Consider the following 26548-nt stretch of genomic DNA (forward strand, 5'->3'; position numbering starts at 1 on the left):
ACATGTCGGATAAGAGCAGGAATTTTTATCAGGAATATGAAGTATTCAGCAGAAGAACAGATAATGCCCCGATGCAGCATCAGTTCAGCCTGCTGGCACCCAATCAGGAAATCGCATTGGTGATGGCTCAGGAAAATTTCATGAGAAGAGAACCAGCAACGGATATTTGGGTTGTCAAAAGAAATGACATCAGAAAGATGAATCAAGAGGAAAAAGAATCTCTTCAGCGCCTGGATAATAAGGATTACAGAAATGCTAAAGGCTATGGATACCTGAAGAAAAAATGGCGCCACTATGAGCAGGAGATGCTGGACGAGAAAGAGATTCTTTCTTGGGAAGGGAAGGCGAAAAAGTCATGACTGTAAGCAGTGCAGCTGAAGTAAAGGATAAGAATTATAAAACAGCATTGGTCGAACTTTTGTACGGGCTGGCAGATGACGATTTCATTATCGCCTACCGGGGATCCGAATGGCTTGGCCTTGCTCCCCATATCGAGGAAGATGTCGCATTTTCTTCCATTAACCAGGACACGATGGGGCACGCCGCTATGTTCTACAGGCTCCTTGAAGACCTTGGTGAGGGAGAGATGAACAGTCTTGCCCATGCGAGAGGAGCAGAAGAGCGGCGTAATGCCATCATCTTAGAAGAAGTAAACGGGCCCGGAACCTATCTCGTCGAACCTGACTACGATTGGGCATTCGCTGTCGTCAGGAACTATTTCTATGCTCAGTCAAAAAAAATCAAAATCGAATCACTAAAGAATTCTTCCTATCAGCCATTGGCGGATGCGGCTGTCAAGGTGAACATGGAGCTCTACTATCACCTTCTGCATTGGAAGACATGGTTCTCTCAGTTGATGAACTCAAACAGTGAAGCGAGAAAGCGCATGATGAATGCAGTGGAAAAGACAGCTGCCGACTTCGCTGGAGTTCTTTCCTTGGGAGAGCTAGGTGAGGAGATGGCCAAGGCTGGATTGATAGAAGGGGAAGAAATGCTGGTCATGCGCTGGAAGAATGCTGTCAAACCAATCTTTGAAGCTTGCAATCTTTCACTTCCGGAATTGGATATGAAGAGAGGAAACGGCCGAAACAAAGTGCATACTTCAGACCTGCAGCAGGCCATTGACGTCCTGAGCGAGGTCTACAACTCAGATCCGGCAGCAGCCTGGTAAAAGGGAATGATACAGTTGATAGAAAAAGATGAGCGCATATTGAATATACTTCAGCAGGTAAAGGACCCTGAAATTGATTCGGTCAGCATCGTTGAACTGGGAATGGTTGAGCAGGCTGAAATGAATGAAGGCAAAGCGGTGATAAAGCTTCTGCCGACCTTTATGGGGTGCCCTGCCTTGGAAATCATCAAAGCAAACGTGGAAAAAGCCCTGCTGGCAGACGCCGAAATTACGATGACAGATGTGGATTTCCTATTCAGCCCTCCATGGACTTCCGACCGCGTGTCGGAGGCAGGAAGAGAAAAACTCAAGGAATTCGGAATAGCGCCGCCGCCGGAACGATTGGATGATGACGGGGGATGGAAGGTCGATTGTCCGTACTGTAATTCACCATATACAACTATGGAAAACATATTCGGGCCGACAGCATGCAGGAGCATCCTTTACTGCAAGCAATGCAAAAACCCGTTTGAAGCAATGAAACCAATATCTACAATTATGTAGAACAGCGGTAGCCTTTAAAGCTTTATGGATGAGAAAGGGTCTTGTCTTTCCATAATTATGTTGTCCTTACTTAAATAGTTCGAATGCCTTTATCAAGATAGAACTGATTATAAGACAGCTTGTGGCCATAGTGCTTCCAGAGTTGTCTAAAGAGTTTTATTTATGAGTAGAAGTTGATTGGAGCGGAAGGTGAGTTATCTCCTGCGGGACTAGCGGGACAGGTGAGACCCCACAGGCGAATCCAGCTCCAGCGGCCAGCGACTAGCAGATTTCAGTCTCTCTCCTTGCGATAAGTCATCATCGAATCGCTAACGCTCTTCGTGATTCCTTTATCTCATACGAGAGCCATAAAATCTGTACGTCGCTGAACGGCCGCTTCCGCTTTTTATGAAGCCGAGGAGGCTCAACGCCCGCCCCGCGGAGTAACTCACCTGGAGCGGAAATCAACGGCCATTTAAAAGAAAAGAAAAGGGAGAGATTACAATGGTAAAATTGATCGCACTTTATAAACATCCTGAAAACAAGGAACAATTCGACGAGCATTACTTCAATACACATGCACCTATCACAGCAAAAATTCCTGGACTGAAAGAAATGAAGGTCACTAAAGTCGTCGGCTCTCCAATGGGCGGAGAAGGCAAGTACTACCTGATGTGTGAAATGTTCTATGACAGCCATGAATCATTGAAAGCCGCCATGAAATCTGACGAAGGTAAAGCTTCCGGAAAGGATTTAATGTCTTTTGCCGGTGACCTTGTCACATTGATGATCGGTGAAGAAGTGAATGAGTAATAACTATGAGTATATCAATGTGAGTGTGGAAGACGGCATCGGCCTTGTCGAGCTCAACCGCCCAAAAGTGCTGAATGCGATAAACAGGGGAATGGTATCCGAAATACTATCGGCTTTTGAAAGCTTTGATAGAAATCAGGAAGTAAAGGTCATCCTTCTTTCCGGAAAAGGCAGGGCATTCGCTGCCGGAGCCGATATAGCTGAAATGGCCAATGACAATGCCATCGATTTCGAACTGATGAACCAGTTTGCCGACTGGGACCGGTTAGCGGCAGTGAAGAAGCCAATAATCGGGGCGGTACAAGGGTTTGCACTTGGCGGAGGTTTCGAGCTGGCGTTATGCTGTGACATGCTGTTTGCTGCAGATGATACAGAGTTCGGCTTCCCTGAAGTAAGCCTTGCGGTGATGCCTGGTGCAGGCGGAACCCAGAGATTGACGAAGCTGATCGGCAAAACCCGTGCAATGGAATGGCTGATGACAGGTGACAGGATGACGGCTTCAGAGGCTCATCGGCTTGGAATCATCAACAGGGTAGTGGCCAGGGAACTTTTATTTGAAGAAACAAAGAAGTTTGCAGGCAGGCTGTCCAAACAGCCTCCGTTGTCGATCCGTTTGATAAAAGAGTCCGTCTTGAAAGCTGTCGATTATTCTCTGTATGAAGGCATGCAGTATGAACGTAAAAACTTCAGTTTGCTCTTCGCTTCCGAGGATCAAAAAGAGGGAATGAACGCATTCATCGAAAAAAGAAAACCGCAGTATAAAGGAAAGTAAAGGAGGCATCACCATGTTTGAGACGATCCTCTATGAAGTCAGGAATGGAGTGGCCTGGATCTCCATGAACCGCCCGGATAAGCTTAATGCTTTCATAGCTAATATGAATAGGGAGATTGCCAAAGCACTGAAGCAGTCTTCAAGGGATGAAGCGGTCCGCGCCATTGTAATAACAGGAGAAGGCAGGGCGTTTTGCTCAGGACAGGATTTAAGTGAAGTAAGTGAAGATATGGACCACGGTGAGGTGCTGAGAAATCATTATGGTCCAATGGTCAAAGAACTGGCCGCTTGTGAAAAACCGGTCATCGCCGCGGTAAATGGAGTTGCGGCCGGAGCAGGAATGAGCCTGGCATTGGCCTGCGATTTCCGATTGCTCTCGGAGAAAGCAGGTTTTGTAGAAGCCTTCATTCACGTGGGCCTTGTACCGGATTCAGGCAACCTCTACTATCTGACCAGGCTTGTTGGCCATGCCAAAGCTTTGGAACTGGCTGTGTTTGGTGAAAAAATCTCTGCAGGCAAGGCAGAAGAGCTTGGTCTTGCCAATAAAGTGATAGGCCTCGATGAATGGGAGGCCGAAGTGACGGCGTATGCAGAAAGGCTTGCCAATATGCCAACAAAAGCAATCGGTTTGATCAAACGATACCTGAATGAAAGCTATCATTGCAGTCTGGAAGAGTATTTGGAAAAAGAAGCTTACGGGCAGAGGATTGCCGGTCAAAGTGAAGACCACCGCGAAGGTGTCGGTGCATTTCTGGAAAAGAGAAAGCCTGTATTCCAAGGCAAATAATATTGAGGAGATGAGAAAATGGCAACTGTAAAAGAGCAAAATTTCGAAGTCCTTGAAACAAAGCGTGAACATTATGGAATGATTATCAATGGAGAAAGAACGGACGGCTCCGGAGAAACATTCACTACATACAACCCGGCAACAGGAGAAGCCATTGCCACTGTTGCAAAAGCAACGACGGAAGATGCAGAGCGCGCTGTCCAAGCGGCAAGAGATGCCTTCGATAAAGGAAAGTGGAAGAAGTTCCCGGTTAATAAGCGTCAACGAATCATGATGAAAATTGCCGGTATCATGAGATCACGCTTCAATGAGCTGGTGGCTCTGGAAATTATGGACAGCGGCAAATCCTTATCAGCAGCACAAGGCCAGGTCATGCAGGCCATCGAAGATTTTGAATTCTACGCAGGTGCCATTGTAGGACACCGCGGAACTGTCAACAATGTGCCTGGCCAGTTCCAGAACGTAGCTGAAAAAGAGCCTGTAGGGGTCTGCGCTCAAATCATTCCTTGGAATTATCCTCTCATGATGGCAGCATGGAAAGTTGCACCGGCTATTGCAGTTGGATGTTCTGTAGTCGTTAAACCTGCATCTCTTACTCCGCTTACAGCCATTGTACTGGGTGAAATCTGTATCGAAGCGGGAGTGCCGCAGGGAGTAGTCAACGTTATTCCTGGATCAGGTTCCACAATCGGAAATTACCTTGTCGAGCATGATCAAGTGGATAAAGTAGCATTCACAGGTTCCACGCCAATCGGTAAAAATATTATGGAAAGAGCATCTCAGACACTGAAGCGTGTAACATTGGAGCTTGGCGGGAAATCCCCGAACATCGTATTCGAAGATGCAGATGTGGACGCAGCTGTTGACGGTTCCCTGTTCGGAATCTTCTATAATACTGGGCAGTCTTGTGAGGCGCGTTCAAGATTATATGTTCATGAAGATATTTATGATGAGTTCATGGAGAAGTTCGTTGCTAAAACAAAACAGCTTTCCCTTGGTGATCCGTTTGATAAAGGAACACATATCGGTGCCATCATTGATGACAATCAAGTGAAAACGATTGATGGTTATGTGCAGTCAGCGAAAGAAGAAGGAGCGACAATTCTTGCCGGTGGTAAACGCGGAACTGTAGAAGGGTTCGAAAACGGCCACTGGTATGAGCCGACCATCATTACAGACGTAAACCATGAAATGAAAGCAGTAAGAGAAGAAATTTTTGGACCGGTTGTGGTGGTCATGAAATTCAGTGACGAAAAAGAAGCAATCAAGCTTGCCAATGATACTCTCTATGGACTTGGTTCTGCTCTTTGGACAACTGATTATGCAAAAGCGACAAGAGTCTCGAAAGCAATCCAGGCTGGAATTGTCATGATCAACTGTCCATTCTCAGCATTCCCTGGGACTCCGTTCGGTGGCTATAAGCAATCCGGTTTCGGAAGAGAGCTTTGTATCGAAACCCTCGATCTGTATACAGAAACGAAGAGTATCATTTCTTACTTTGGCAGCCGTCCATTAAATCCATTCGGCTTGTAAAATGAATCAGCATGCTCGGGACTGCGGGTCTTCCAGTTCACCTGGATAGGCACCAGTCCCTTGATGCTTATATTAATGAAGAAACTCGACTTATGAGGAGGCTGGACGATGAATAAATTAATAGTGATTGGTTCCGGTGTCATGGGCAGGGGGATTGCATACGTAAGTGCGGTCGGCGGATTCCAGACAACACTCGTCGATATTGAACAAAGACAGCTGGACAGTGCACAGGGAGAGCTCTCTTCTATTTTTCAAAAAGGAGTCGACCGCGGAAAGCTGTCCCAAGAAGACAGCGGTGCTGCACAGGAAAGATTAACATTTTCAACGGATATGGCTGAAGCTGTGAAAGATGCAGATCTTGTCATTGAAGCGGTTCCTGAAAAGACAGAAATAAAACGAGCAGTATTTGAAAAAATTGATGAGCATGCCAACCCGTCTTGTTATTTTGCCACAAACACATCAACTATGAGTCCTACTGAAATAGCTTCATTTACCAAACGACCTGAAAAAGTGATTGCCATGCACTTTTTTAATCCTGTACATAAAATGCCGCTTGTGGAAATTGTCCGCGGACTGGAAACAAGCGATGAAACGGCACAATTTGTTGAAGCTGCCGCCAAAAAGATGGGCAAAGAAACAGTTGTAATCAATGAGTTTCCGGGTTTTGTCACGAGCCGCATATCTGCCCTTGTCGGCAACGAGGCTTTCTATATGCTGCAGGAAGGTCTGGGGACTCCTGAAGAAATCGATAAGGCTATCAAACTTGGCTTGAATTATCCGATGGGTCCTTTTGAGCTTGGAGACCTTGTCGGTTTAGATGCCAGGCTCAATAATCTGAAGTATCTCCATGAAAAGCTTGGGGAGAAGTACCGCCCTGCACCTCTGCTTGAGAAGTATGTGAAAGCAGGAAGACTGGGAAGAAAATCAGGACGAGGAGTATACGACTACACAAACAAATAAAGGAGGGACTGCAATGAGAGAAGTTGTCATTGTTGATGCTGTCCGCACACCTATCGGAAAATACAAAGGCGCTTTGAAAAACATACGCCCGGATGATTTAGGAGCAATCGTCATCAAAGCTCTGATGGAAAGAAATCCGGAGATGCCACCGGAGCTGGTGGAAGAAGTCGTCCTGGGGAACGCCAATGGCGCAGGAGAAGACAACCGCAATGTGGCTAGAATGTCCGCCCTATTGGCAGGCATGCCGGTTGAAACAGGGGGAACGACAATCAACCGGTTATGCGGTTCTGGTCTCGATGCAGTTAACTATGCAGCCAGGGCCATTCTTGCTGGAGAGGGAGATGTCTTTATAGCCGGCGGAACAGAGAGCATGACGAGGGCACCTTTTGTCATGGCTAAACCTGAAAAAGAATTTCCGCGGGGAAATATGGAGATGTTTGACACAACCATTGGCTGGAGATTTATCAACAGCCGTCTAGCCCAGAGATATGGAACAGACAGCATGCCGGAAACTGCTGAAAATGTTGCAAAGCAATTTGCTATTTCAAGAGAGGAACAGGATAAGTTCGCTCTACACAGCCAATTGAAGGCGAAAGAAGCGATGGAATCAGGAGTCTTTCAAGAAGAAATCGTTCCTGTCATCTACAAGGACCGGAAAGGCAATGAGATTGTAATTGATAAGGATGAGCATCCGCGGCCGGACTCCAGCATGGAAAAGCTCTCTAAGCTGAGACCGCTTTTTGAGAATGGAACCGTGACAGCAGGCAACGCTTCCGGAGTGAATGACGGTGCTTCTGCGCTGCTGTTGATGACCGCAGAAAAAGCGGCAGAACTGGGATTAAAGCCCCTGGCTAAGTATGTCGTTTCCGCAACAGCTGGCCTGGAACCTTCTGTCATGGGTCTCGGACCAATCCATGCAACTCGAAAGGCATTAAAGAGAGCTGACTTGGAGGAGCAAGATCTTGGCTTGATAGAATTGAATGAAGCATTCGCCTCGCAGTCACTGGCTTGTATCAGAGAGCTGGGGCTTGATTCAGCACGCGTTAATGTCAATGGAGGAGCAATTGCTTTTGGACATCCTTTGGGGGCAAGCGGCGCGAGGATACTGACGACCCTTCTTTACGAAATGAGGCGCAGAGACGTCAGGCATGGGCTGGCGACTATGTGTATTGGAGTCGGGCAGGGAATCGCCACGATTGTCGAGCGGGTGGAATAGGTTCTGAAGCAGAGTTGTTTTTTTTTAGAAAGTAGTCACGTCCATATAGAAAGGACATTCCATGGAGACGTATGTCTTCATGGAGTTTTTTTAATATAATATTAATAGGTGTTTTTGCAGGTTGATATTTTCATAAAAGTGCTAAAAATCATACTTTTTGCTTAAAAAGATTCATTTTCTATGATAGAATAATCTTTAACGTAATTTGGACGTCACAGATATATTATGCTGATAAAATATCGTGTGTGAAAGGTAGAAAGAGGCGAGCAGGTTGAATACAAGATCAATGATTTTCACTTTATATGGAGATTACATAAGGCACTATGGAAATAAAATCTGGATTGGGAGCTTGATTAAACTGCTGAGGGAGTTCGGACATAATGACCAGGCAGTAAGGGCCGCCATTTCAAGGATGAACAAACAGGGCTGGGTCCAATCTGAAAAGCAGGGCAACAAGAGTTACTATTCTTTGACAGAGCGCGGACTGAAACGTATGGAAGAGGCTGCACAGCGTATTTTTAAACTGCAGACGGAAAAATGGGACGGACAATGGCGCATTCTTATGTATACCATTCCCGAAGAGATCCGCAATGTAAGGGACGAACTGCGAAAAGAGCTGGTATGGAGCGGTTTTGGCACCCTTTCCAACAGCTGCTGGATTTCACCGAATAACCTGGACAAGCAGGTCTATGATCTTATTGACAAGTATGATATCAAGCAATATGTGGATTTCTTCATTGCCAGGTACGATGGCCCGAATGAAGATCAACGGATCATCGGCAAGAGCTGGGACCTGCAGGAAATCAATGACCGATATGCTGAATTCATTTCCGAATACAGCCAGAAATTTATCATAGACAAAAACAAAATTGAAAAAGGCGAAATGACAGAAGCACAATGCTTTGTGGAAAGGACGAAACTTGTCCATGAATACAGGAAGTTCCTGTTCGTGGACCCGGGACTTCCTGAAGAACTCCTGCCTGATAAATGGCTGGGAGCTCATGCGGCCTCTCTATTCAGTAATTATTACAAAGTGCTGGCAAAACCGGCATCGCAATTTTTCGAAGAAGTATACCAAGAGGGAAATGAAATGACGAATAAAGATCAGTCCTACAACATGTTTGATCACCCATTGATCCTGGATTGAAAAGGGGGAAAGTGCAGTGGACAAAGTAACTGAAATTCTTGGAATCTCCTATCCCATTCTGCAAGGAGGAATGGGGAATATCAGCAATGCCCAGCTGACTTCAGCCGTCTCGGAAGCCGGAGGACTCGGAACCATCGGGGCTGGAACGATGCCCCCCGAAGAAGTGGAAGAAATCATTCTTGAAACAAAGAAGCTGACAGAGAAACCTTTTGCCCTCAACATCCCCATCTCTGTCACGGAACATTTAAAAGAAATAGCAGGCCTTGTTTTGAAACATGATCTTGCAGCTGTCTCTCTTTCTGCAGGAAACCCTGCACTTCTCATCCCTGTTTTTAAAGAGAGAGGGATTAAGGTCATCTGCGTGGTCGCTTCGGCAAAGCAAGCCGTGAAAGCCCAGCAGGCAGGGGCAGATATCATTGTGGCGGAAGGCTATGAAGCGGCCGGAATCAATTCGAGCCTCGAAACGACGACACTCACCTTGATTCCACAGATTTTAGAAGCAGTGAACATCCCCGTTATAGCTGCCGGCGGAATTGGAAGCGGGAAAGGGCTTGCTGCCATGCTTGCCCTCGGCGCATCGGGGGTTCAAATGGGTACACGGTTGATTGCTACTGTCGAGGCTCCTTTCCATGAAAACTATAAAAATACCTTGCTGGAAGCAGATGATAAGGGAACAGTGATTGTCGGAAGAAGCGTCGGCCGTGTCCGCAGGATCATGAAAACACCCTATGCGGATAAGCTTTTGGCTCATGAAAAAGAAGGCATGGATTCAGCCGGCTTTGCGAGGATCACTTCCGAGGATTATCACATAAAAGGTGCATTGGAAGGCAGGCTGGATGAAGGTTTCATCAATGGCGGACAGGTGAGCAGCTTGATTGCCGATATCCCGACCGTTGCAGAATTGTTTGAAAGAATGATCATAGAAGCGAGAGAATGCTTAACTGCTGGAGCGGAAAAACTGGTGTGAAGACGGACAATTATGTTCGTCTTTTTTTTTGTGTGTTGTAGGCGTGAAGCTTCTCTGAAAGGGGCGTTGCACAGGACGCAGCCTGCAAGTGCTGGTATGGGCACCGTAATCGCTGCTGTTATCAAGAGATGATGTCCTCAAGAGGCTGGCTTGGGTACATGAAAGCGTCGGCCACCAAGAGATCATGTTCTCAAGTACCTAGCTTGGATACAAGAAAGCGTTGGCCACCAGGAGATGATGTCCCCAAGAGGCTGGTTTGGATACATGAAACCGTCACCCACCAAGAGATGATGTCCCCAAGAGGCTGGCTTGGGTACAAGAAAGCGTCGACCACCAGGAAATGATGTCCCCAAGAGGCTGGTTTGGATACATGAAACCGTCACCTACCAAGAGATGATGTCCTCAAGAGGCAGGCTTGGGTACATGAAGTGGTCTTCTATCAAGAGATGATGTCCCCAAGAGGCTGGCTTGGGTACAAGAAAGCGTCGACCACCAAGAGATGATGTTCCCAAGAGTCTGGCTCGGATACATGAAACCGTCATCCATCAAGAGATGATGTTCCCAAGAGTCTGGCTTGGGTACAAGAAAGCGTCGGCCACCAAGAGATGATGTTCCCAAGAAATGAGTCCAGGCTCAGGAAAGCTCCTATAATCAAAAAGCTGAATCATTATATTTTCACGAAACCGAATAAACCTTCTATGCCTGTCATTATTTTATAAGGAAAAGCAGTAATTAAAAATAGAATATAGCTTTAAAGATTGAAACAATATATAATGATACTAATTTTTAAATTTTCGGAATATTATTGACTTTATCTTTACTTCGGTGATACTATAACGTTGTAATTACGAAGACAATGAATTTCATCACACTAAAGCGATAAAGTGAAAGATCCTGGCGATAGAAGAATGCAAAACGACTATCAACCATTCGCCTTTAGGAACCTTTTTTGATATGGAGGGGTACATGCCCCTGTATATAAATATTCTTGATAGAACAAAGGGGGATTTCAGTTGAGAAAGAGTTTGCTGTTATTAAGTTCTGTTTTGGCAGGGTCACTGATGCTAGCAGGGTGCGGCAGTGATAAGGATGCGGCATCAGGGGATAAAATGTACAAGATCGGGGTAAGTCAAATTGTTGAACATCCTTCGCTGGATGCAGCTTATGAAGGGTTCAAAAAAGCACTTGAAGAGAATGGGTATAAAGAAGGGGATAATGTTGAGTTTGATTTGCAGATTGCGCAAGGGGAACAAAGCAATGCGCAGTCTATTGCTAATAACTTTGTTGGAGACAAAGTCGATTTGATTTTTGCTAACTCAACACCAAGTGCTTTAAGTGCTTTGAATGCGACAAAGGATATTCCCATCGTATTCACCTCAGTAACTGATCCAGTGGGGGCAGGGCTGGTTGAAGCCTTTGACAAGCCGGGTGATAACATTACTGGTACATCAGATACACATCCGGAAGCAATTTCTAAAACCATCAATTTCATAACCGAAGAAATTGGGGCAAAGAATATTGGAGTCATTTATAATTCAGGTGAACAAAATTCAGAGGTTCAGGTCAAGGAAGTAGAGAAACTTGCAAAAGAAAATGGAGCAGAAATTACAGAAGTTTCAGTTTCTACCTCTGCTGAAGTTAAACAAGCTGCAGAGTCTTTGGTCGGCCGAGTCGATGCCATTTATGTCCCTACTGATAATACAGTAGTGTCAGCGTTGGAATCTGTTATCTCAGTAGCAAATGATAAGGACATTCCTCTTTTCGTGGGTGAATTGGATTCAATGAAGCGTGGAGCAGTTGCAGCCAGTGGGTTTAGTTATAGTGATTTAGGTTACGAGACTGGACTTATGGCCGTTAAAATTCTCAAAGGAGAGAACGAACCATCTGAAATCAATATTGAATATCCGCAAAGCTTCCAACTGATGATAAATAAGGAAGCTGCAGAAGAACAAGGCGTTGAAGTAAAAAAAGAATGGAGCGAGCTTGGAGAGTTTTTTGAAGGAGAATAAGAAGGGGTGATGCATCGTGTTTACTGCAATTTTTGGTTCCTTTGAATCAGGGATCATCTACGCGATAATGGCGCTGGGAGTATACCTCTCTTTCCGAATATTGGATTTTCCAGACTTGACTGTAGATGGAAGTTTTGTGACAGGGGCGGCAGTTGCTGCCACCCTTGTTGTAAGTGGTATGAATCCTTTCATAGCAACAATACTGGCTGTGGCAGCTGGTTTTGCAGCAGGTTGTATTACAGGTGTACTTCATACCTTCGGAAAAATTAATGCCTTATTATCTGGTATTTTAATGATGATTGCCTTGTATTCAATAAACTTGAGAATCATGGGCAGATCTAATGTGCCACTGTTGAATCAGGAAACATCATTTACAACAGTGGAAAGCATCTGGTCAAAGCTGGGGATAGATTCAGCGCTGAATAATATGCTGTCTGCTATCGGACTTGGAGAGTTTCTTCCTAACACTTGGGGCATACTTTTCTTTATGATTATTGTCACTTTCCTGATTAAATTTTTAACAGATAGATTTCTTCGTACTGAGATTGGATTAGCTTTAAGGGCGACTGGTGATAATCAGAGGATGATTAGAAGTTTCTCTGCAAATACAAACCTTTTGATTATTTTAGGACTTGGAATCTCTAATGCCATGGTGGCGCTTTCAGGGGCATTGATTGCTCAATATGGAGGTTTTGCCGATGTAGGTATGGGGATCGGGATGATCATCATCGGTTTGGCATCCGTTATTATCGGTGAGGCTCTTTTTGGTACTAAGACTATTGTCAGAACGACACTTGCTGTTATTGGAGGGGCAATCATTTACCGTATCGTTGTCAGCATGGCATTGCGTGTTGAATTCCTTGAAACGGGCGATATGAAACTGATTACGGCAACCATCGTCATTCTGGCACTGGTGATGCCAAGATTCATGGACCGCTATAAAGAAAGAAAACGTAAGGCTGCGAAACATGCCCAGCGGCTTCAGGAGCTCGCTTTAACTCCAGAGGGGAAGGATGAGAGCGGTGTTACAATTAAATAGAATCCATAAAATTTTCAATGAAGGAACACCTGATGAGAAAGTGGCACTTGGAGATGTCAGCCTGACGATGAATCCCGGTGATTTCGTCACAGTCATCGGAAGTAATGGGGCGGGAAAATCAACCCTGATGAACATGATCTCTGGAGTACTGACCCCGGATACAGGAGAAGTCATCATTGATGACAAGGATGTCACAAAAGTATCGGAATACAAACGTTCCAATCTGATTGGACGGGTTTTCCAGGATCCTATGGCTGGTACCGCACCAACCATGACGATTGAAGAAAATCTCGCCATGGCTTATTCAAGGAATAAACGAAGGACACTTAAAAGCGGAGTCACCAAAAGAAGAAGAGAGTACTTCAAGGAGGTTCTGGAGTCTCTTCACCTTAATTTGGAAAATCGCTTGAATGCAAAAGTCGGGCTGCTTTCAGGCGGTGAGCGGCAGGCCTTGTCTCTGCTGATGGCGACATTCACTGAACCGTCGATTCTCCTTCTGGATGAGCATACCGCCGCACTGGATCCATCTCGTGCAGAGCTGATCACCAATTTAACCAAGGAAATTGTTGATAAGTATCAATTGACAACATTGATGGTCACTCATAATATGCAGCAGGCGATTGACCTTGGAAACAGGCTGATCATGATGGATAAAGGGGAAATCATCCTTGAAGTCAGTGAAGAACAAAAGAAGGAATTGACTGTTCAAGGATTGTTAAAAGAGTTTCAAAGAATCAGAGGAACACAAATGGCAAGCGACAAAGCGATACTTGCCTGACAGAAAAAAGGATGGAGACCCCATCCTTTTTTGTTGTTTATGAATTAAAAAATCACCCTCAGTGGATAACTTATAGCTATATTATTCACGTCCAGCTTCAGCACCTGGCCCCTCGGGGTCAAGTAACCCTCAAAGAATTAAGGAAAGTGCGCCTTTTTTCTCTGAGGAACGTTTGCCTGTCGGGGCTGGACAAGGCGCTCCGCTTTTGTTCTTTTGAGCGGAAGAAGGACGAGTTTCTGTGGACTAGGTGCCGCCAAGTTCCAGCGCCTGGCCCTCGCGGTCAAGTAACCTCAAGAGAATATTTGCCTGCCGGGGCTGCCTGAGGTGCGTCCACTTTTCGTCCACTAATCTTCATAAGAAGAATATTTGCTTATTGTGGAGCGGCGGACGCGACAGCATGGTCATGCCCGACCGTTTCCACTACTCCACAGAATGCAGCTAAATAAATGCATAGAATCCTAAAGAACCTCTCCGCTCTATTGAAAGCAATATCACACAACAAAATGGATCTTCCAAAAGTATCGGTATTTGCCTGGCATCCGCTTTCCTGGGCAAGAATGTCACAACCCGTGATAAAGCTCTCTCACGCTTACCTTTATCAAACTAATTTAAATCTTTACAATTTATTGACTATTTATTATACAAAATGTTATTATATCGTTGAATAAACGTTATATGTTTTATGCAGAAAAGGGTTAAAAAGGAGGGGGCAATATGAAGAACGGCATGATGGTGGGACAGACAGCTTCTGTTACTGCCACAGTGACTCCTGAAATGTTTGCCCAATTCGAAGGGGAAATTGTTCATCCTGTTTACTCTACTGTTACCATGGTTTATCACATGGAGTGGGCGTCAAGGAAGATCATCCTTCCTTTCCTGGAAGAAGATGAAGAGGGGATGGGAGGCGCGGTTTCCATGAAGCATATCGCTCCCAGCCAGGAAGGGACAACGGTAACCGTTACGGCAACGCTGACCGACCTCTGTGCCAATGTCGTAATAACAAAAGTAGAGGCTAGAAATGAGAATGGCCTGATAGGGATTGGCGAAGTGAAACAGGTTATCCTTCCGAAACAAAAGATAGAGATGATGGGGAATAAGGGAGAATGATTCCGATGCATTGTGTCGGAATTTGTAAGCGGTTTCAAACAAAAGGGTATAGGAGATGATTTCATGGATATGTTTGAAAAGATTCGTGAGCATGAACAAGTGGTGTTCTGCAATGATGAAGAGACCGGTTTGAAGGCGATCATTGCCATACATAATACGACACTCGGGCCCGCATTAGGCGGCTGCCGGATGAGACCATATAAATCAGTGGATGAAGCTTTGGAAGATGTTTTGAGATTATCAAGGGGAATGACCTATAAATGTGCCGCAGCAGACGTGGATTTCGGCGGAGGGAAAGCAGTCATAATCGGCGATCCTCAAAAAGATAAGAACCCGGAATTGTTCCGTGCTTTCGGACAATTCGTAGAATCATTGAATGGGAGATTCTATACAGGTACAGACATGGGGACAACACCAGAAGATTTCATTTATGCGTTGAAAGAGACGAATTGTATTGTCGGAGTCAATGAAGAATACGGGGGCAGCGGTGATTCTTCCATCCCGACAGCCATGGGGGTCATCTACGGACTGCAGATTACCAACAAAACCATTTGGGGCGAAGAGGACTTGGGAGCAAGAAGCTACGCCATCCAAGGACTTGGAAAAGTCGGCATTAAGGTCGCTGAACGCCTTATGGATGAAGGAGCAGAGCTCTATATCGCGGATATCAATCAGCATGCGATCGATGACCTGGTATCCAGAGCGAAAGAAAAAGGAGTGGCCATCAAGGTCGTTTCAGGTGATGAAATTTATTCTGTTGATGCGGATGTGTTCGTGCCTTGCGCAATCGGCGGCATCATCAATGACGAGACGGTTGAAAAGCTGAAAGGGAAAGCTGTAGTGGGGTCGGCCAACAACCAGCTGCTTCAGATGAAACATGGCAAAAGACTGCATGAAAGAGGGATCCTGTACGCCCCGGATTATATTGTGAACGCAGGAGGCCTGATTCAGGTAGCGGATGAATTATATGAACCGAATAAGGAGCGGGTGCTGCAGAAGACGAGAACTATTTATAATTCCCTGCAAAGAATCTATGCACAGGCGGAAAGAGAAGGCATCACATCTGTGGAAGCGGCTGACCGGTACTGTGAAAATCTTATCCATACACGCTCCCGCCGAAACAGCTTTTTCTCTCATATGAAGAGACCAAAGTGGTCCGTACGTACGTAAGAAATTCCATTAAAAGACTAGAGGTGAAGAGATGGAAGAACAATTCCCGATTTATAGAGTAATAGATAACGACGGCAAGTTTGTGGGAGAAAGAGATGAGCGTATTACAGAAGAACTGGCCAGGAATTTTTACCGGCATATGGTGAGGATCAGGACATTTGACAAAAAATCCATCAGCTTGCAGAGGCAGGGACGTATTGGAACTTATGCCCCCTTTGAGGGACAGGAAGCTTCACAGGTTGGAAGTTCAATAGCCCTTGGGAATGAAGATTGGATGTTTCCTTCCTACCGTGATCACGGGGCGGCGATGACTTTTGGGCATTCATTGAGAAATATCCTTCTGTTCTGGAAAGGAAGAAATGAAGGATGCGTCCCTCCGGAAGGGAAAAAAATCTTTCCGCCTGGTATTCCGATTGCGACCCAGCTTCCCCATGCAGCCGGAGCAGCTTATGCTGAAATGCGGAAAGGCACTAAAAATGCTGCGATTGTCTACTTTGGAGACGGCGCTACTTCAGAAGGTGATTTTCATGAAGGCCTGAATGTTGCCAGCGTCTTGAATGCGCCCGTTGTCTTTTTTAACCAAAATAACGGATATGCTATCTCTGTACCCATGGCAAAGCAGATGAAAACCAAAACGATCGCCCAAAAAGCTCTTGCTTATGATATCCCAGGTGTCCGTATCGATGGAAATGATATCTTTGCGGTTTACTTCCAGACGTTAAAAGCATTAGAGCGGGCAAGAAATGGAGAAGGGCCGACACTGATCGAAGCGGTGACTTGGAGGTATGGAGCACATACAACGGCTGACGATCCGACGAAATATAGAAACCAAGAGGAAAGCGATGAACGAAGAAAACTTGGCGACCCGCTCGACAGGCTTAAAAGATTCATGGAGCAACAGGGCTGGTGGGACCAGGAGTGGGCTGATTCCCTGCAAAAAGAAAGTACAGCTGAAGTCAATCAAGCTGTGGAAGAATTAGAGAGCTATCCGGAAGCGGATCCTGCTGTCATCTTTGATTATGTATTTGAAAAGCCGACATGGACAATCTCAGAGCAGAAAGATTTGCTGCTCGGGCAGCTGCGAGGTGAAGGATGATGAAGACTGCGGTGAAAACGAATCAGATGACAATGGTCGGTGCCATCACGGATGCAATGCGCATCATGCTAAAGGAGAAAGAGAACGTTCTCCTTCTTGGAGAGGATATCGGAAAAAACGGCGGGGTCTTCCGGGCAACGGATGGACTGCAGGAAGAGTTCGGTGAAGACAGGGTCATGGACACTCCTTTAAGTGAAGCAGGTTTTATCGGGGCAGCCATCGGTATGGCGGCAAATGGTTTCATCCCGGTAGCGGAAATTCAATTTCTTGGTTTCATTTACCCGGCCTATGAACAGCTGATGACCCATGCGTCGAGGCTGCGTGCAAGAACACTTGGGCATTTCACCTGTCCGCTTGTAGTCCGTGCACCTTATGGAGCGGGTGTCCGCGCACCCGAGATTCACTCAGACAGTACGGAAGCGATTTTCACACATATGCCTGGACTGAAGGTCGTCTGCCCTTCAAATCCTTATGATGCAAAAGGTTTGCTGATAGCAGCCATCGAGGATCCGGATCCTGTCCTGTTCCTTGAGCCAATGCGGATTTACCGTGCTGCCAAACAGGAAGTGCCGGAAGAGAAATATTCAATCGAGCTTGGAAAAGGAAAAGTGGTCAAGGAAGGAGAAGATGTGACAATCATCGCCTGGGGAGCCATGGTTCCGGTCGCTTCACAAGCCGCTAAGGAAGCTGAGAGCAAAGGAATCAGCTGTGAGGTAATTGACCTTCGAACACTTTATCCCATCGACAAAGATATCATAGCAGACTCTGTACAGAAGACAGGAAGAACAGTGGTAGTCCACGAAGCGCATGCTACCGGTGGTGTGGGGAATGACGTACTGGCCATCATCAACGATACTTCTTTTCTCTATCAGAAAGCACCTGTTGAGAGAGTGACCGGTTTTGATACACCTGTACCGTATTTCGGGTTCGAAGATTACTATCTGCCGACTTCAGAAAGAGTGCTGAAGGCAGTTGAGAAAGCAGCAAAATTCTAGGGGGTGGAGAGGATGGAAGTTAAACTGCATGATATCGGCGAGGGGATGACAGAGGCGCATGTCAGCCATTTCTTCGTAAAAGCCGGTGATTCAGTAAAGGCCGATCAGCCATTGGTAGAAGTGCAGACAGATAAAATGACTGCGGAAATCCCTTCTCCTGCAGCCGGGACGATCAAAGAGATATTAGTTTCAGAAGGAACCACGATAGAAGTAGGAACGGTCGTCTTAGTGATGGAAGCAGCTCAAATTACCAAACAGAGACCAGAGAAAACTCAAGAAAACAAGGAAGCGCGGGAAACCGTCGCAGCAGCAGCGTCCTCTTCTAACCTTCCCCGGAGCAGAAAGAGAATTTTGGCAGCTCCCTATACGAGAAAAATTGCGAGAGAACAAGGCGTTGATATAACAAAGATTGAAGGAACAGGGGCAGCCGGAAGGATAACAGATGAAGATGTTATGAGATTCGTAGAAGGAGATGGGGGATCTCCTTCTGATTCGAAAGAGGTTACAGAAACCGTTCTGGCTGAAAATAAGCCTGCTGTCTCAATGAATAGTGAAAGCATTCCGTTCAGGGGCAGGCGTAAGCAGATCGGCATGAAAATGAAGTCCTCCCTGATGACGATTCCTCACTGTACCCATTTTGAGGAAATTGATGTCACGAACATGATGCTGTTAAGAAATCAACTGAAGCAAGCGGATACCAATATTTCCGCCTCAGCCTTTTTTGTAAAAGCCCTATCCATTGCGCTGAAGGAGTTTCCGATCTTCAATGCAAGAGTGGATGAAGAAAAAGAACAGATTACCTTCATCAAGGATCATAATATCGGGGTAGCAACAGATACAGAAGATGGTCTGATTGTGCCGGTGGTCAAGAATGTGGAAAGTAAGTCGTTAAAGACAATCCATTCTGAAATGAAGGCCAGCACCTTGAAAGCCAGGGAGAACAAGCTCGTCTCCAGGGAGGTAACGGGAGGCACCTTCACGATTTCCAATGTGGGGCCGATGGGGGGATCCATCGGAGCAACTCCGATCATCAATCATCCTGAAGTGGCTTTGGTCTCTTTTCATAAAACAAAGAAAAGGCCGATGGTCAATGAAAAAGATAAAATCGTGATCCGTTCCATGATGAATATTTCGATGTCATTTGATCATAGGGCAGCTGATGGAGCGACTGCGGTAGCATTCACGAACCGATTTGCCGAACTGATTGAAAATCCTAATCTTATGATTGTGGAGTTGATGTAAATGGTAGTTGGCGAGTTGGCTGAAGAACGAGAGCTGGTCATTATTGGCGGTGGTCCCGGCGGTTATCACGCTGCCATAAGAGCAGCACAACTGGGGCTTTCCGTCCTGCTCGTTGAAAAAGAAGATATGGGCGGCGTGTGCCTGAATAAGGGCTGTATACCATCTAAGGTTTTTACACAGTTAGCTAGGAAACATAAAGAAATGAGTCACTATCAAAAGATGGGGCTGGACTCAGGTGATGTTTCTGTTAACCTGTCCAAACTTCAAAACTATAAAAACAGTTTAATAGCTCAACTGAAACAGGGTGTCAGTTCACTTTGCGAGGCAAATAAAGTTGAAATTGTAAAAGGCACGGCATCATTTCTTTCCCAAAATAAAATCGGCGTGGAAAATGGACACAGCTTTACAGTCTATTCTTTCCAATCCGCAATCATTGCCACTGGTGCTAAAAGAGAACAGCCTTCTTTTATCCCAGGATACAGCGGAAGAATCTTAGACGAGTTTTCTATCTATGAATTAAGCAATCTTCCTGAGGAGCTGGCCATTTATGGAAACAGTTATATTGAACTCGAGGCGGCGTCCAGTTTTGCTGCGTTAGGAACGAAGGTGACGCTTGTCCTGGATGGGGTACTTCCATTTGATGATTCGATCAACAAAGAACTGACAAGGGTTTTAAAGAAAATGAAGGTGAAGCTGCTGTCCGGCTTTACCCCTGTGGATGTTTCAGAATCTCTTGAAGGAGTTTCGATTTCGCTTGAAAAAGAAGGCAGTGACTCCGTGACACTTGAATCCCCTTACTTCTTTACAGCAAGGAAGCTCATTGGCAATGTAGAAGGCTTAGGGGTTAATCGATTAAAGATGAGACTCACTGAAGATCATTTCATTGAAATCGATGAAACGTGCAGAACATCTATACCAGGCATTTATGCTGTGGGTGATGCGGTTAACGGCTCTCCGCTTGCTGTCAAGGCGATCAGGCAGGGAAAAGTGGCGGCGGAAAATGCTGCAGGCTTAGCAGCAGAGTATGATGGCATGCTTCTGCCAGATGTAGCCCAAACCATTCCGCCGGTCGCCTCAATCGGATTGACTGAGAAGGAAGCTGCTGCGGAACATGATATTTCTGTGAGCACCTATCCAATGGGAGGCAACGGTTTCGCCCAGCTTATTGGAGAAAAAGAAGGGTTGATCAAGGTTGTCTCCGATTCTTCCAGTGATTTGATTCTGGGAATTCACATGATCGGCAGCGGAGCAGTGGAAATGATTTCAGGGTCAGCTGTGGGGATGGAAATGGCAGGTAGAGATGAAGATTTTTCTTATCCCTATTATCCGCATCCAAACACAAGCGAGAGCCTGCAGGAAGCTATGGAAGCATTGAAGGGCAAGGCGGTACACCTTCCTCCAGTGAAGCAAAAGGAATATTCAGTTTGAGGGGGTTTACTATCCTTCTTCAAACGCGAAGCAGCTGAGATTAAGTGCTGAATGCTTTACTGCGGTGATGCGTTTCTGCTTTAACTCCCGCTCTTGAGAAAAGGTGAAACAAAAACTATCATAATATTTAGAATAATAAAATAGGTCTTTTTCTAAGTGATTGTTATACTTTACTTTTTAACAAAGCGTTGATTGTAGTGGAAGTCGTACGATCTCCTGCGGGACTAGCGGGCAGGTGAGACCCCGCAGGCAAAGCCGAGGAGGCTCATCTAGCTCCAGCGGCCAGCGACTAGCAGATTTCGGTCTCTCTCCTTGCGATAAGTCATCATCGAATCGCTAGCGCTCTTCGTGATTCCTTTATCTCATACGAGAGCCCTAAAATCTGTACGTCGCTGAACGGCCGCTTCCGCTTTTAAATTCACCGCACGCCCCGCGGAGTCGTACGTCTGGAACGGAAATCAACAACTCTTTTAAAAAATAATCACCAGATTAAAACAAAAATGGAGGTTGTTACAATGCAAGGTAAAATGGCTGAAACAAATCAAAAGGTAGAAGATTTCTTTCCGGTAAGAGACGTAGACTATCTCGAGTACTATACAGGAAATGCAAAACAAGCCGCCCATTATTTCTGTACAGCATTCGGTTTCAAAATGGTTGCTTATTCAGGTCTTGAAACAGGAAACCGTGAAACCGTATCTTATGTTCTTCAGCAGAACAAGGTACGGATGCTGATCACCGGTTCACTTACTGAAAGCTCCCGAGTTGCTTCTTTTGTAAAACAGCATGGAGACGGAATCAAGGACATCGCTCTTGCTGTGGATGATGTTGAAAAGGCTTACAGTGAAGCTGTATCCAGAGGAGCTATTGAAATCACTCCGCCGATGACACTATCCGATGATAACGGAACAGTGAAAAAAGCCATTATTGGTACATACGGTGATACCATCCATACTCTTGTGGAACGCAAGGACTATAAAGGTATATTCATGCCGGGATTCGAAGCGATGGAAATGAAAGTTCCGTTTAAAGATGCAGGAATCATCGCTGTCGACCATGTAGTAGGAAATGTGGAAAGAATGGAAGAGTGGGTCTCCTACTACGAAAAAGTCATGGGCTTCAAAGAAATGAGGCACTTCACAAATGACGATATCAACACTGAATATTCAGCTTTGATGTCAAAAGTGATGCATAACGGCGGCCGGATCAAGTTCCCGATCAATGAACCGGCTGATGGAAAGAGAAAATCGCAGATTCAGGAATATCTTGAATTCTTTAACGGACCTGGAGTACAGCATATCGCCATCTTGACAGAAGACATCGTCGAGACGATTTCCATCCTGAAGGAAAATGGTGTTGAGTTCCTTGATACTCCGGACACATACTACGACATGCTTTCCGAGCGTGTAGGGGAGATCGATGAAGAGATTTCTAAAATCAAAGAATTGAAGATTCTCGTGGACAGGGATGATGAAGGATATCTGCTGCAAATCTTCACAAAACCGATTGTAGACAGGCCGACACTTTTCATTGAAGTGATCCAGCGCAAAGGTGCAAGAGGTTTTGGTGAAGGAAACTTCAAGGCCCTGTTTGAATCGATCGAGCGTGAACAGGAGCGCCGAGGCAACTTATAAAATAGTATCTGAGAAGTCCGGAAGCGGCATCTCATCATAAAGGGATGTCCCTACAAGGAATAGGAAAACATATCAATCAGCCTTTTATAGCAGGCGGAGATTGAAACCTTGGAGGGACTCCCTTTCATTTTGCAAGAGAATAGGAATGAAGGCAGGCATGTGGTTGAGTACTCTGCAGCAGATGTCAATTCGATATGAAAACAGTTTTTCTAGAAAGCGGGGGTCGAAGGTGGCCGTGAAATTTAAAACGAGAAAGAGAGTCGAAGAGATTGCGCCTTATGTCCTTGGAAAGAGTATCGCTGAAATTAAGCTTGAACTGGGGCTCTCGGAAATTCGCAAGCTCTCGGAAAATGAAAATATCTATGGATGCTCCCCCAGTGTAAAAGCGTACCTGAGTACAGGAGGATCGGATATTTATCTTTATCCGGATGGCATGGCACAGGAACTGACTAAGAAGACAAGTGAATTCCTAAATGCGGCACCGGAACAGCTTGTGTTCGGCAATGGCTCGGATGAAGTGATCCGCCTGCTGACGAGAGCGTATATAAGCGAAGGTGACGAAGCTGTGATGGCGGATGTCACATTCCCAAGGTATCAGACAAATGTATTCTTAGAAGGAGGAACACCTGTTATTGTTCCCCTAGTCGACGGCGTCCACGATTTAAAAGGGATGCTGGAGAAGATTACAGAGCGGACCAGAATGGTGTTTGTCTGCAACCCGAATAACCCTACTGGGACGATAAATGGAAAACTGGAGCTCTTAAAGTTTTTGGAAGAGGTCCCTCAGGATATTCTTGTCATAGTGGACGAAGCTTATGTGGAATATGTGACGACAGATGACTATCTTCATTGCATTCCGCTCCTCGGTCAGTTTGAAAATTTAATTGTTTTACGGACTTTTTCAAAGATATATGGATTAGCAGGTCTTCGTGTCGGTTTTGGCGTGATGAATGAAGAAATTGCCACCCAATTAAGGAAAGTCAAAGATGTGTTCAATGTCAGCCGGCTTGCCCAGGGAGCTGCCATTGCCGCGATCGAGGATCAGGAATTCATTGAAGAGTGTGCGAGGATGAACGAAAAAGGAAGAAATTATCTGCAGGCTGAATTCAGTAAAATGGGATTAACCTGCTTTCCTTCACAATCTAATTTCATCATGGTGGACTGCGGCATAAGAGGAGATATAGCGGCAGCCGGGCTGCTGAAGCATGGAATCATTGTCCGGGCCGGTACATTGCTTGGTTTTCCAACTACAGTCAGGGTCACCATCGGAACAGAAACGGACAACCAACTTTTTATTCAAGGCTTGAAACAGGTCATTGCAGAAGAGAAGGAGGGCAACCATGGAAATTAAACCGGACACGCTCGAGTGGAAAGATGCTTATAAGCTGCTGGTCGGATCGATTGTTCCCCGTCCTATCGCCTTTGTCTCGACTCTCGATGAAAACGGAAAAGCCAATCTTGCTCCTTTCAGCTTTTTTACAGCTATCAGTGCAGATCCGATGCTTGTCTGTTTTTCACCGATGAGAAGGGGAACGGATGGCGGCAAGAAAGATACTCTGAATAATATTGAGAGCACTAAGGAATTCGTTATTAATGTCGTGAGCGAAGAGTTTACAGAGCAGATGAATAATACCGCAATTGAATATGAATCAGGTATCGATGAGTTTGAGGAAACAGGCTTGACCAAGCTGGAGTCCGTTATGGTAAGTCCTCCGGGTGTCAAGGAAAGCAAAGTCCAGCTGGAATGTTCCCTTCATCAGGTGCTTCATTTCGGCGATGGAGCGGGATCAGGTAGCCTGGTCATCGGCAAGGTGGAGTATGTCCGTGTGGCCGACGAGCTTTATTACAACGGCAAAATTGACACCGAGCAACTGAAGCCTGTCGGGAGGATGGCCGGACAGATGTATACAAAGCCTATGGCAGAGACATTTGAAATGGTCAGGAAAAGGTGAGGCTATGAAATTTATTAGTTATCAAAACAGGGATGGTGAACTCAGGCTCGGCGTCCTTAAGGATGAACATACAGTAGTGGATGTCCATGAAGCAAGTGAAGGTGCCCTGCCAGATAATATCTTGTCCTTTTTGGAAAACAGTGAGAAGAATATGAAGTTGCTGCAGGAAATGAATCCGGCCGATAAGGGCATATATTCTATGGAGGAAGTATTGGTTAAAGCTCCTGTCCCCCGGCCCAACAGTATCCGCGATTTCTATGCTTTTGAAGAACATGTGAAAACAGCGAGAAGAAATCGGGGCCTGGATGTCGTTCCCGAATGGTATGAAATGCCGGTTTTTTATTTTTCGAATCATCTCGCTGTAAAAGGAGATGGAGAAGCGATTCAACGTCCCGCAAACTGCAGCTGGCTGGATTATGAGCTGGAAATTGCCTGTGTGATAGGCAAAGAAGGCCGGAATATCAGCAGAGAAAACGCTGAAGAATTCATATTCGGCTACTGCATCATGAATGATTGGAGTGCACGGGATCTTCAGAGAGAAGAAATGAAAGTCGGATTAGGTCCCGCTAAAGGGAAGGATTTTGCCACCTCCATCGGTCCCTATATCGTGACAAAGGATGAGCTGGAGCCCTACCGAAAGGATGGCCGGTACGATTTGAAGATGACAGCGAAGGTGAATGGACAGGAACTTTCTTCCGGGAATTTCAAGAGCGTTTACTATACATTCGCCGAGATGATTGAGAGGGCTTCCGCAGATGTCACCCTTTATCCAGGAGAGGTAATCGGTTCCGGCACTGTCGGGACTGGATGCATTCTTGAACTTGGCACAGATGTTCACCGCTGGCTTGAGCCTGGAGACACTGTGGAACTTGAAATCACGGGCTTGGGAAAATTGAGTAATAAGATTAAGGAAGGAGGATTTTAATGTATTACCGCACCCTGGGGAAAATCCCTCATAAGCGTCATACGATGTTCAAGAAAGACGATGGAACGCTGTTTCGGGAACAAGTGATGGGCACGAAAGGCTTTTCGGGAACTCAGTCAATTCTGTATCATCACCATATGCCCACGGAGGTGGCGAAAGCAGAACTGCTGGGCTCCTATCTGCCGCAATATGAAGAAAATCAAGAACTGAAGCACCGCCATTTATTGACTGATAATGCAGCCAAGTCGGGAGATGCTCTAAAAGGAAGAGAATACTTGCTGGGGAATGAGGACCTGCTCATCGGTACAGTCCTGGCAACTGAAAATATGGAAAGCTACTACCGCAATGGAGATGGAGATGAAATGCTTTATATCCATCGAGGAAAAGGGACTGTGGAAACGATGTTCGGAACATTGACCTACCGTCCAGGAGATTACGTCATCATCCCGATTGGCACCATATATAGAGTCCTGCCTGAAGAAGACACGAAGATTCTCTTTATTGAGTCCTTCAGCCAAATTACAACTCCAAGAAGATATAGAAATGAATATGGCCAGCTGCTCGAGCACAGTCCGTTTTGTGAACGTGATATCCGGGGACCTGAAAAGCTGGAAACATTCAGTGAAAAAGGGGAGTTTGAAGTCATCACTAAATCCCGCGGATTGATGAATTCACATGTCCTGAATCATCACCCGCTTGATGTGGTCGGCTGGGATGGTTATCTGTACCCGTGGGTCTTCAATATTGAAGACTTCGAGCCAATCACCGGGCGTGTCCATCAGCCGCCTCCGGTGCACCAGACATTTGAAGGGCACAATTTCGTCGTTTGTTCCTTTGTGCCCCGACTGTATGATTACCATCCGGAATCGATTCCGGCACCTTACTATCACAGCAATGTGAACAGCGATGAACTTCTCTACTATGTAGAAGGGAACTTCATGAGCCGGAAGGGGATCAGCGAGGGATCGATCACCCTTCATCCAAGCGGCATCCCTCATGGACCGCATCCCGGCACAACTGAAAAGAGTATCGGAAAAAAGGAAACTCTCGAGCTCGCCGTCATGATCGATACATTCCGTCCGTTAAAAATCGTCAAAAAAGCTCACGATATCGAAGACAAAAACTATATGTATTCCTGGATGGAATAATCCAAGGAAGGGACATGATAACCAATCGTGTCCCTTTTTCAGTTAATTAAAAAGGGATATCGCCTTATTCATTGAATAGTGTTAAAGAGGACTATCGAGAGATTTCCTCGGAGGATGCTGGTTGTTTCATGTAAGTATGTAACCGCCATGAGAGTTCATCTGTTATCAAAACAGCCTGT

Annotated in this window: 25 protein-coding genes; all 25 read left to right on the forward strand. The window is 45.7% G+C overall.

Annotated elements, in window-relative coordinates:
* The first annotated feature begins 2 nt into the window (after positions 1–2).
* The 25 genes from paaB to FZC79_RS09030 all read left to right on the forward strand — a co-directional run bounded on the left by paaB (position 3) and on the right by FZC79_RS09030 (position 26369).
* Positions 3–359, forward strand: coding sequence for a 1,2-phenylacetyl-CoA epoxidase subunit PaaB (gene paaB, locus FZC79_RS08910; protein ID WP_148946463.1), 357 nt, complete (start codon positions 3–5; stop codon positions 357–359).
* The gene (gene paaC, locus FZC79_RS08915) at positions 356–1171 is read left to right on the forward strand and encodes a 1,2-phenylacetyl-CoA epoxidase subunit PaaC (RefSeq protein WP_148946464.1); all 816 of its coding nucleotides are present in this window, start codon (positions 356–358) and stop codon (positions 1169–1171) included. Before paaB ends, paaC begins: the two co-directional genes overlap by 4 nt.
* 6 nt (positions 1172–1177) lie before the next feature.
* On the forward strand, positions 1178–1675 hold the full coding sequence (gene paaD, locus FZC79_RS08920; RefSeq protein WP_148946465.1) for a 1,2-phenylacetyl-CoA epoxidase subunit PaaD: 498 nt from the start codon (positions 1178–1180) through the stop codon (positions 1673–1675).
* A gap of 483 nt (positions 1676–2158) precedes the next feature.
* Entirely contained in the window at positions 2159–2467 is a 309-nt protein-coding gene (locus FZC79_RS08925) for an EthD family reductase (protein WP_113930332.1), read from the forward strand.
* The gene (locus FZC79_RS08930) at positions 2460–3239 is read left to right on the forward strand and encodes an enoyl-CoA hydratase/isomerase family protein (RefSeq protein WP_148946466.1); all 780 of its coding nucleotides are present in this window, start codon (positions 2460–2462) and stop codon (positions 3237–3239) included. Before FZC79_RS08925 ends, FZC79_RS08930 begins: the two co-directional genes overlap by 8 nt.
* A 13-nt stretch (positions 3240–3252) precedes the next feature.
* Complete coding sequence (locus FZC79_RS08935) at positions 3253–4026, forward strand: enoyl-CoA hydratase-related protein (protein ID WP_148946467.1); 774 nt, start codon at positions 3253–3255, stop codon at positions 4024–4026.
* 18 nt (positions 4027–4044) lie between these two features.
* The gene (locus FZC79_RS08940) at positions 4045–5559 is read left to right on the forward strand and encodes an aldehyde dehydrogenase family protein (RefSeq protein ID WP_148946468.1); all 1515 of its coding nucleotides are present in this window, start codon (positions 4045–4047) and stop codon (positions 5557–5559) included.
* 108 nt (positions 5560–5667) lie between these two features.
* On the forward strand, positions 5668–6519 hold the full coding sequence (locus FZC79_RS08945) for a 3-hydroxyacyl-CoA dehydrogenase (protein WP_148946469.1): 852 nt from the start codon (positions 5668–5670) through the stop codon (positions 6517–6519).
* A 13-nt stretch (positions 6520–6532) separates the two neighbouring features.
* A complete protein-coding gene (locus tag FZC79_RS08950; RefSeq protein ID WP_148946470.1) occupies positions 6533–7735 on the forward strand; it encodes an acetyl-CoA C-acyltransferase in 1203 nt (400 codons plus the stop codon).
* Positions 7736–8006: 271 nt separating this feature from the next.
* Positions 8007–8882 carry a phenylacetic acid degradation operon negative regulatory protein PaaX gene (gene paaX / locus FZC79_RS08955; protein ID WP_148946471.1) on the forward strand — a complete coding sequence of 292 codons (876 nt, stop codon included), beginning with the start codon at positions 8007–8009 and terminating at the stop codon, positions 8880–8882.
* A gap of 16 nt (positions 8883–8898) precedes the next feature.
* Positions 8899–9849 carry an NAD(P)H-dependent flavin oxidoreductase gene (locus FZC79_RS08960; protein ID WP_148946472.1) on the forward strand — a complete coding sequence of 317 codons (951 nt, stop codon included), beginning with the start codon at positions 8899–8901 and terminating at the stop codon, positions 9847–9849.
* 1013 nt (positions 9850–10862) lie between these two features.
* Positions 10863–11858, forward strand: a complete 996-nt coding sequence (locus tag FZC79_RS08965) for an ABC transporter substrate-binding protein (protein WP_148946473.1) — start codon at positions 10863–10865, stop codon at positions 11856–11858.
* A gap of 16 nt (positions 11859–11874) precedes the next feature.
* Positions 11875–12897 carry an ABC transporter permease gene (locus tag FZC79_RS08970; RefSeq protein ID WP_148946474.1) on the forward strand — a complete coding sequence of 341 codons (1023 nt, stop codon included), beginning with the start codon at positions 11875–11877 and terminating at the stop codon, positions 12895–12897.
* Complete coding sequence (locus FZC79_RS08975) at positions 12881–13675, forward strand: ABC transporter ATP-binding protein (RefSeq protein WP_148946475.1); 795 nt, start codon at positions 12881–12883, stop codon at positions 13673–13675. The genes FZC79_RS08970 and FZC79_RS08975 overlap by 17 nt, the downstream gene beginning before the upstream one ends.
* A 714-nt stretch (positions 13676–14389) precedes the next feature.
* Positions 14390–14782, forward strand: coding sequence for a thioesterase family protein (locus tag FZC79_RS08980; protein ID WP_148946476.1), 393 nt, complete (start codon positions 14390–14392; stop codon positions 14780–14782).
* Between the two features lie 63 nt (positions 14783–14845).
* Positions 14846–15952, forward strand: a complete 1107-nt coding sequence (locus tag FZC79_RS08985) for a Leu/Phe/Val dehydrogenase (RefSeq protein WP_148946477.1) — start codon at positions 14846–14848, stop codon at positions 15950–15952.
* Positions 15953–15983: 31 nt separating this feature from the next.
* A complete protein-coding gene (gene pdhA, locus FZC79_RS08990; RefSeq protein WP_148946478.1) occupies positions 15984–17048 on the forward strand; it encodes a pyruvate dehydrogenase (acetyl-transferring) E1 component subunit alpha in 1065 nt (354 codons plus the stop codon).
* Positions 17048–18043 carry an alpha-ketoacid dehydrogenase subunit beta gene (locus FZC79_RS08995; RefSeq protein WP_148946479.1) on the forward strand — a complete coding sequence of 332 codons (996 nt, stop codon included), beginning with the start codon at positions 17048–17050 and terminating at the stop codon, positions 18041–18043. The genes pdhA and FZC79_RS08995 overlap by 1 nt, the downstream gene beginning before the upstream one ends.
* A gap of 12 nt (positions 18044–18055) precedes the next feature.
* Entirely contained in the window at positions 18056–19285 is a 1230-nt protein-coding gene (locus FZC79_RS09000) for a dihydrolipoamide acetyltransferase family protein (protein WP_148946480.1), read from the forward strand.
* Complete coding sequence (locus FZC79_RS09005; RefSeq protein ID WP_148946481.1) at positions 19286–20713, forward strand: dihydrolipoyl dehydrogenase family protein; 1428 nt, start codon at positions 19286–19288, stop codon at positions 20711–20713.
* A gap of 515 nt (positions 20714–21228) precedes the next feature.
* The gene (gene hppD, locus FZC79_RS09010) at positions 21229–22344 is read left to right on the forward strand and encodes a 4-hydroxyphenylpyruvate dioxygenase (protein ID WP_148946482.1); all 1116 of its coding nucleotides are present in this window, start codon (positions 21229–21231) and stop codon (positions 22342–22344) included.
* Positions 22345–22579: 235 nt separating this feature from the next.
* A complete protein-coding gene (hisC, locus tag FZC79_RS09015) occupies positions 22580–23695 on the forward strand; it encodes a histidinol-phosphate transaminase (protein WP_353733605.1) in 1116 nt (371 codons plus the stop codon).
* Positions 23685–24296, forward strand: coding sequence for a flavin reductase family protein (locus FZC79_RS09020; RefSeq protein WP_148946483.1), 612 nt, complete (start codon positions 23685–23687; stop codon positions 24294–24296). The genes hisC and FZC79_RS09020 overlap by 11 nt, the downstream gene beginning before the upstream one ends.
* A 4-nt stretch (positions 24297–24300) precedes the next feature.
* Positions 24301–25221: a fumarylacetoacetate hydrolase family protein gene (locus FZC79_RS09025; protein WP_148946484.1), complete on the forward strand. Its 921-nt coding sequence runs from the start codon at positions 24301–24303 to the stop codon at positions 25219–25221.
* Positions 25215–26369, forward strand: coding sequence for a homogentisate 1,2-dioxygenase (locus FZC79_RS09030; protein ID WP_187442719.1), 1155 nt, complete (start codon positions 25215–25217; stop codon positions 26367–26369). Before FZC79_RS09025 ends, FZC79_RS09030 begins: the two co-directional genes overlap by 7 nt.
* Positions 26370–26548 lie beyond the last annotated feature (179 nt).

Source organism: Rossellomorea vietnamensis, from assembly GCF_008180615.1.
In the GTDB taxonomy this organism is placed as follows: domain Bacteria; phylum Bacillota; class Bacilli; order Bacillales; family Bacillaceae_B; genus Rossellomorea; species Rossellomorea vietnamensis_D.

Bases quoted from the DNA above. Each gene is read 5' to 3' on its own strand.
- paaB (WP_148946463.1), top strand. From the start codon at position 3: ATGTCGGATAAGAGCAGGAATTTTTATCAGGAATATGAAGTATTCAGC.
- paaC (WP_148946464.1), top strand. From the start codon at position 356: ATGACTGTAAGCAGTGCAGCTGAAGTAAAGGATAAGAATTATAAAACA.
- paaD (WP_148946465.1), top strand. From the start codon at position 1,178: ATGATACAGTTGATAGAAAAAGATGAGCGCATATTGAATATACTTCAG.
- FZC79_RS08925 (WP_113930332.1), top strand. From the start codon at position 2,159: ATGGTAAAATTGATCGCACTTTATAAACATCCTGAAAACAAGGAACAA.
- FZC79_RS08930 (WP_148946466.1), top strand. From the start codon at position 2,460: ATGAGTAATAACTATGAGTATATCAATGTGAGTGTGGAAGACGGCATC.
- FZC79_RS08935 (WP_148946467.1), top strand. From the start codon at position 3,253: ATGTTTGAGACGATCCTCTATGAAGTCAGGAATGGAGTGGCCTGGATC.
- FZC79_RS08940 (WP_148946468.1), top strand. From the start codon at position 4,045: ATGGCAACTGTAAAAGAGCAAAATTTCGAAGTCCTTGAAACAAAGCGT.
- FZC79_RS08945 (WP_148946469.1), top strand. From the start codon at position 5,668: ATGAATAAATTAATAGTGATTGGTTCCGGTGTCATGGGCAGGGGGATT.
- FZC79_RS08950 (WP_148946470.1), top strand. From the start codon at position 6,533: ATGAGAGAAGTTGTCATTGTTGATGCTGTCCGCACACCTATCGGAAAA.
- FZC79_RS08980 (WP_148946476.1), top strand. From the start codon at position 14,390: ATGAAGAACGGCATGATGGTGGGACAGACAGCTTCTGTTACTGCCACA.
- FZC79_RS08985 (WP_148946477.1), top strand. From the start codon at position 14,846: ATGGATATGTTTGAAAAGATTCGTGAGCATGAACAAGTGGTGTTCTGC.
- pdhA (WP_148946478.1), top strand. From the start codon at position 15,984: ATGGAAGAACAATTCCCGATTTATAGAGTAATAGATAACGACGGCAAG.
- FZC79_RS08995 (WP_148946479.1), top strand. From the start codon at position 17,048: ATGAAGACTGCGGTGAAAACGAATCAGATGACAATGGTCGGTGCCATC.
- FZC79_RS09000 (WP_148946480.1), top strand. From the start codon at position 18,056: ATGGAAGTTAAACTGCATGATATCGGCGAGGGGATGACAGAGGCGCAT.
- FZC79_RS09005 (WP_148946481.1), top strand. From the start codon at position 19,286: ATGGTAGTTGGCGAGTTGGCTGAAGAACGAGAGCTGGTCATTATTGGC.
- hppD (WP_148946482.1), top strand. From the start codon at position 21,229: ATGCAAGGTAAAATGGCTGAAACAAATCAAAAGGTAGAAGATTTCTTT.
- FZC79_RS09020 (WP_148946483.1), top strand. From the start codon at position 23,685: ATGGAAATTAAACCGGACACGCTCGAGTGGAAAGATGCTTATAAGCTG.
- FZC79_RS09025 (WP_148946484.1), top strand. From the start codon at position 24,301: ATGAAATTTATTAGTTATCAAAACAGGGATGGTGAACTCAGGCTCGGC.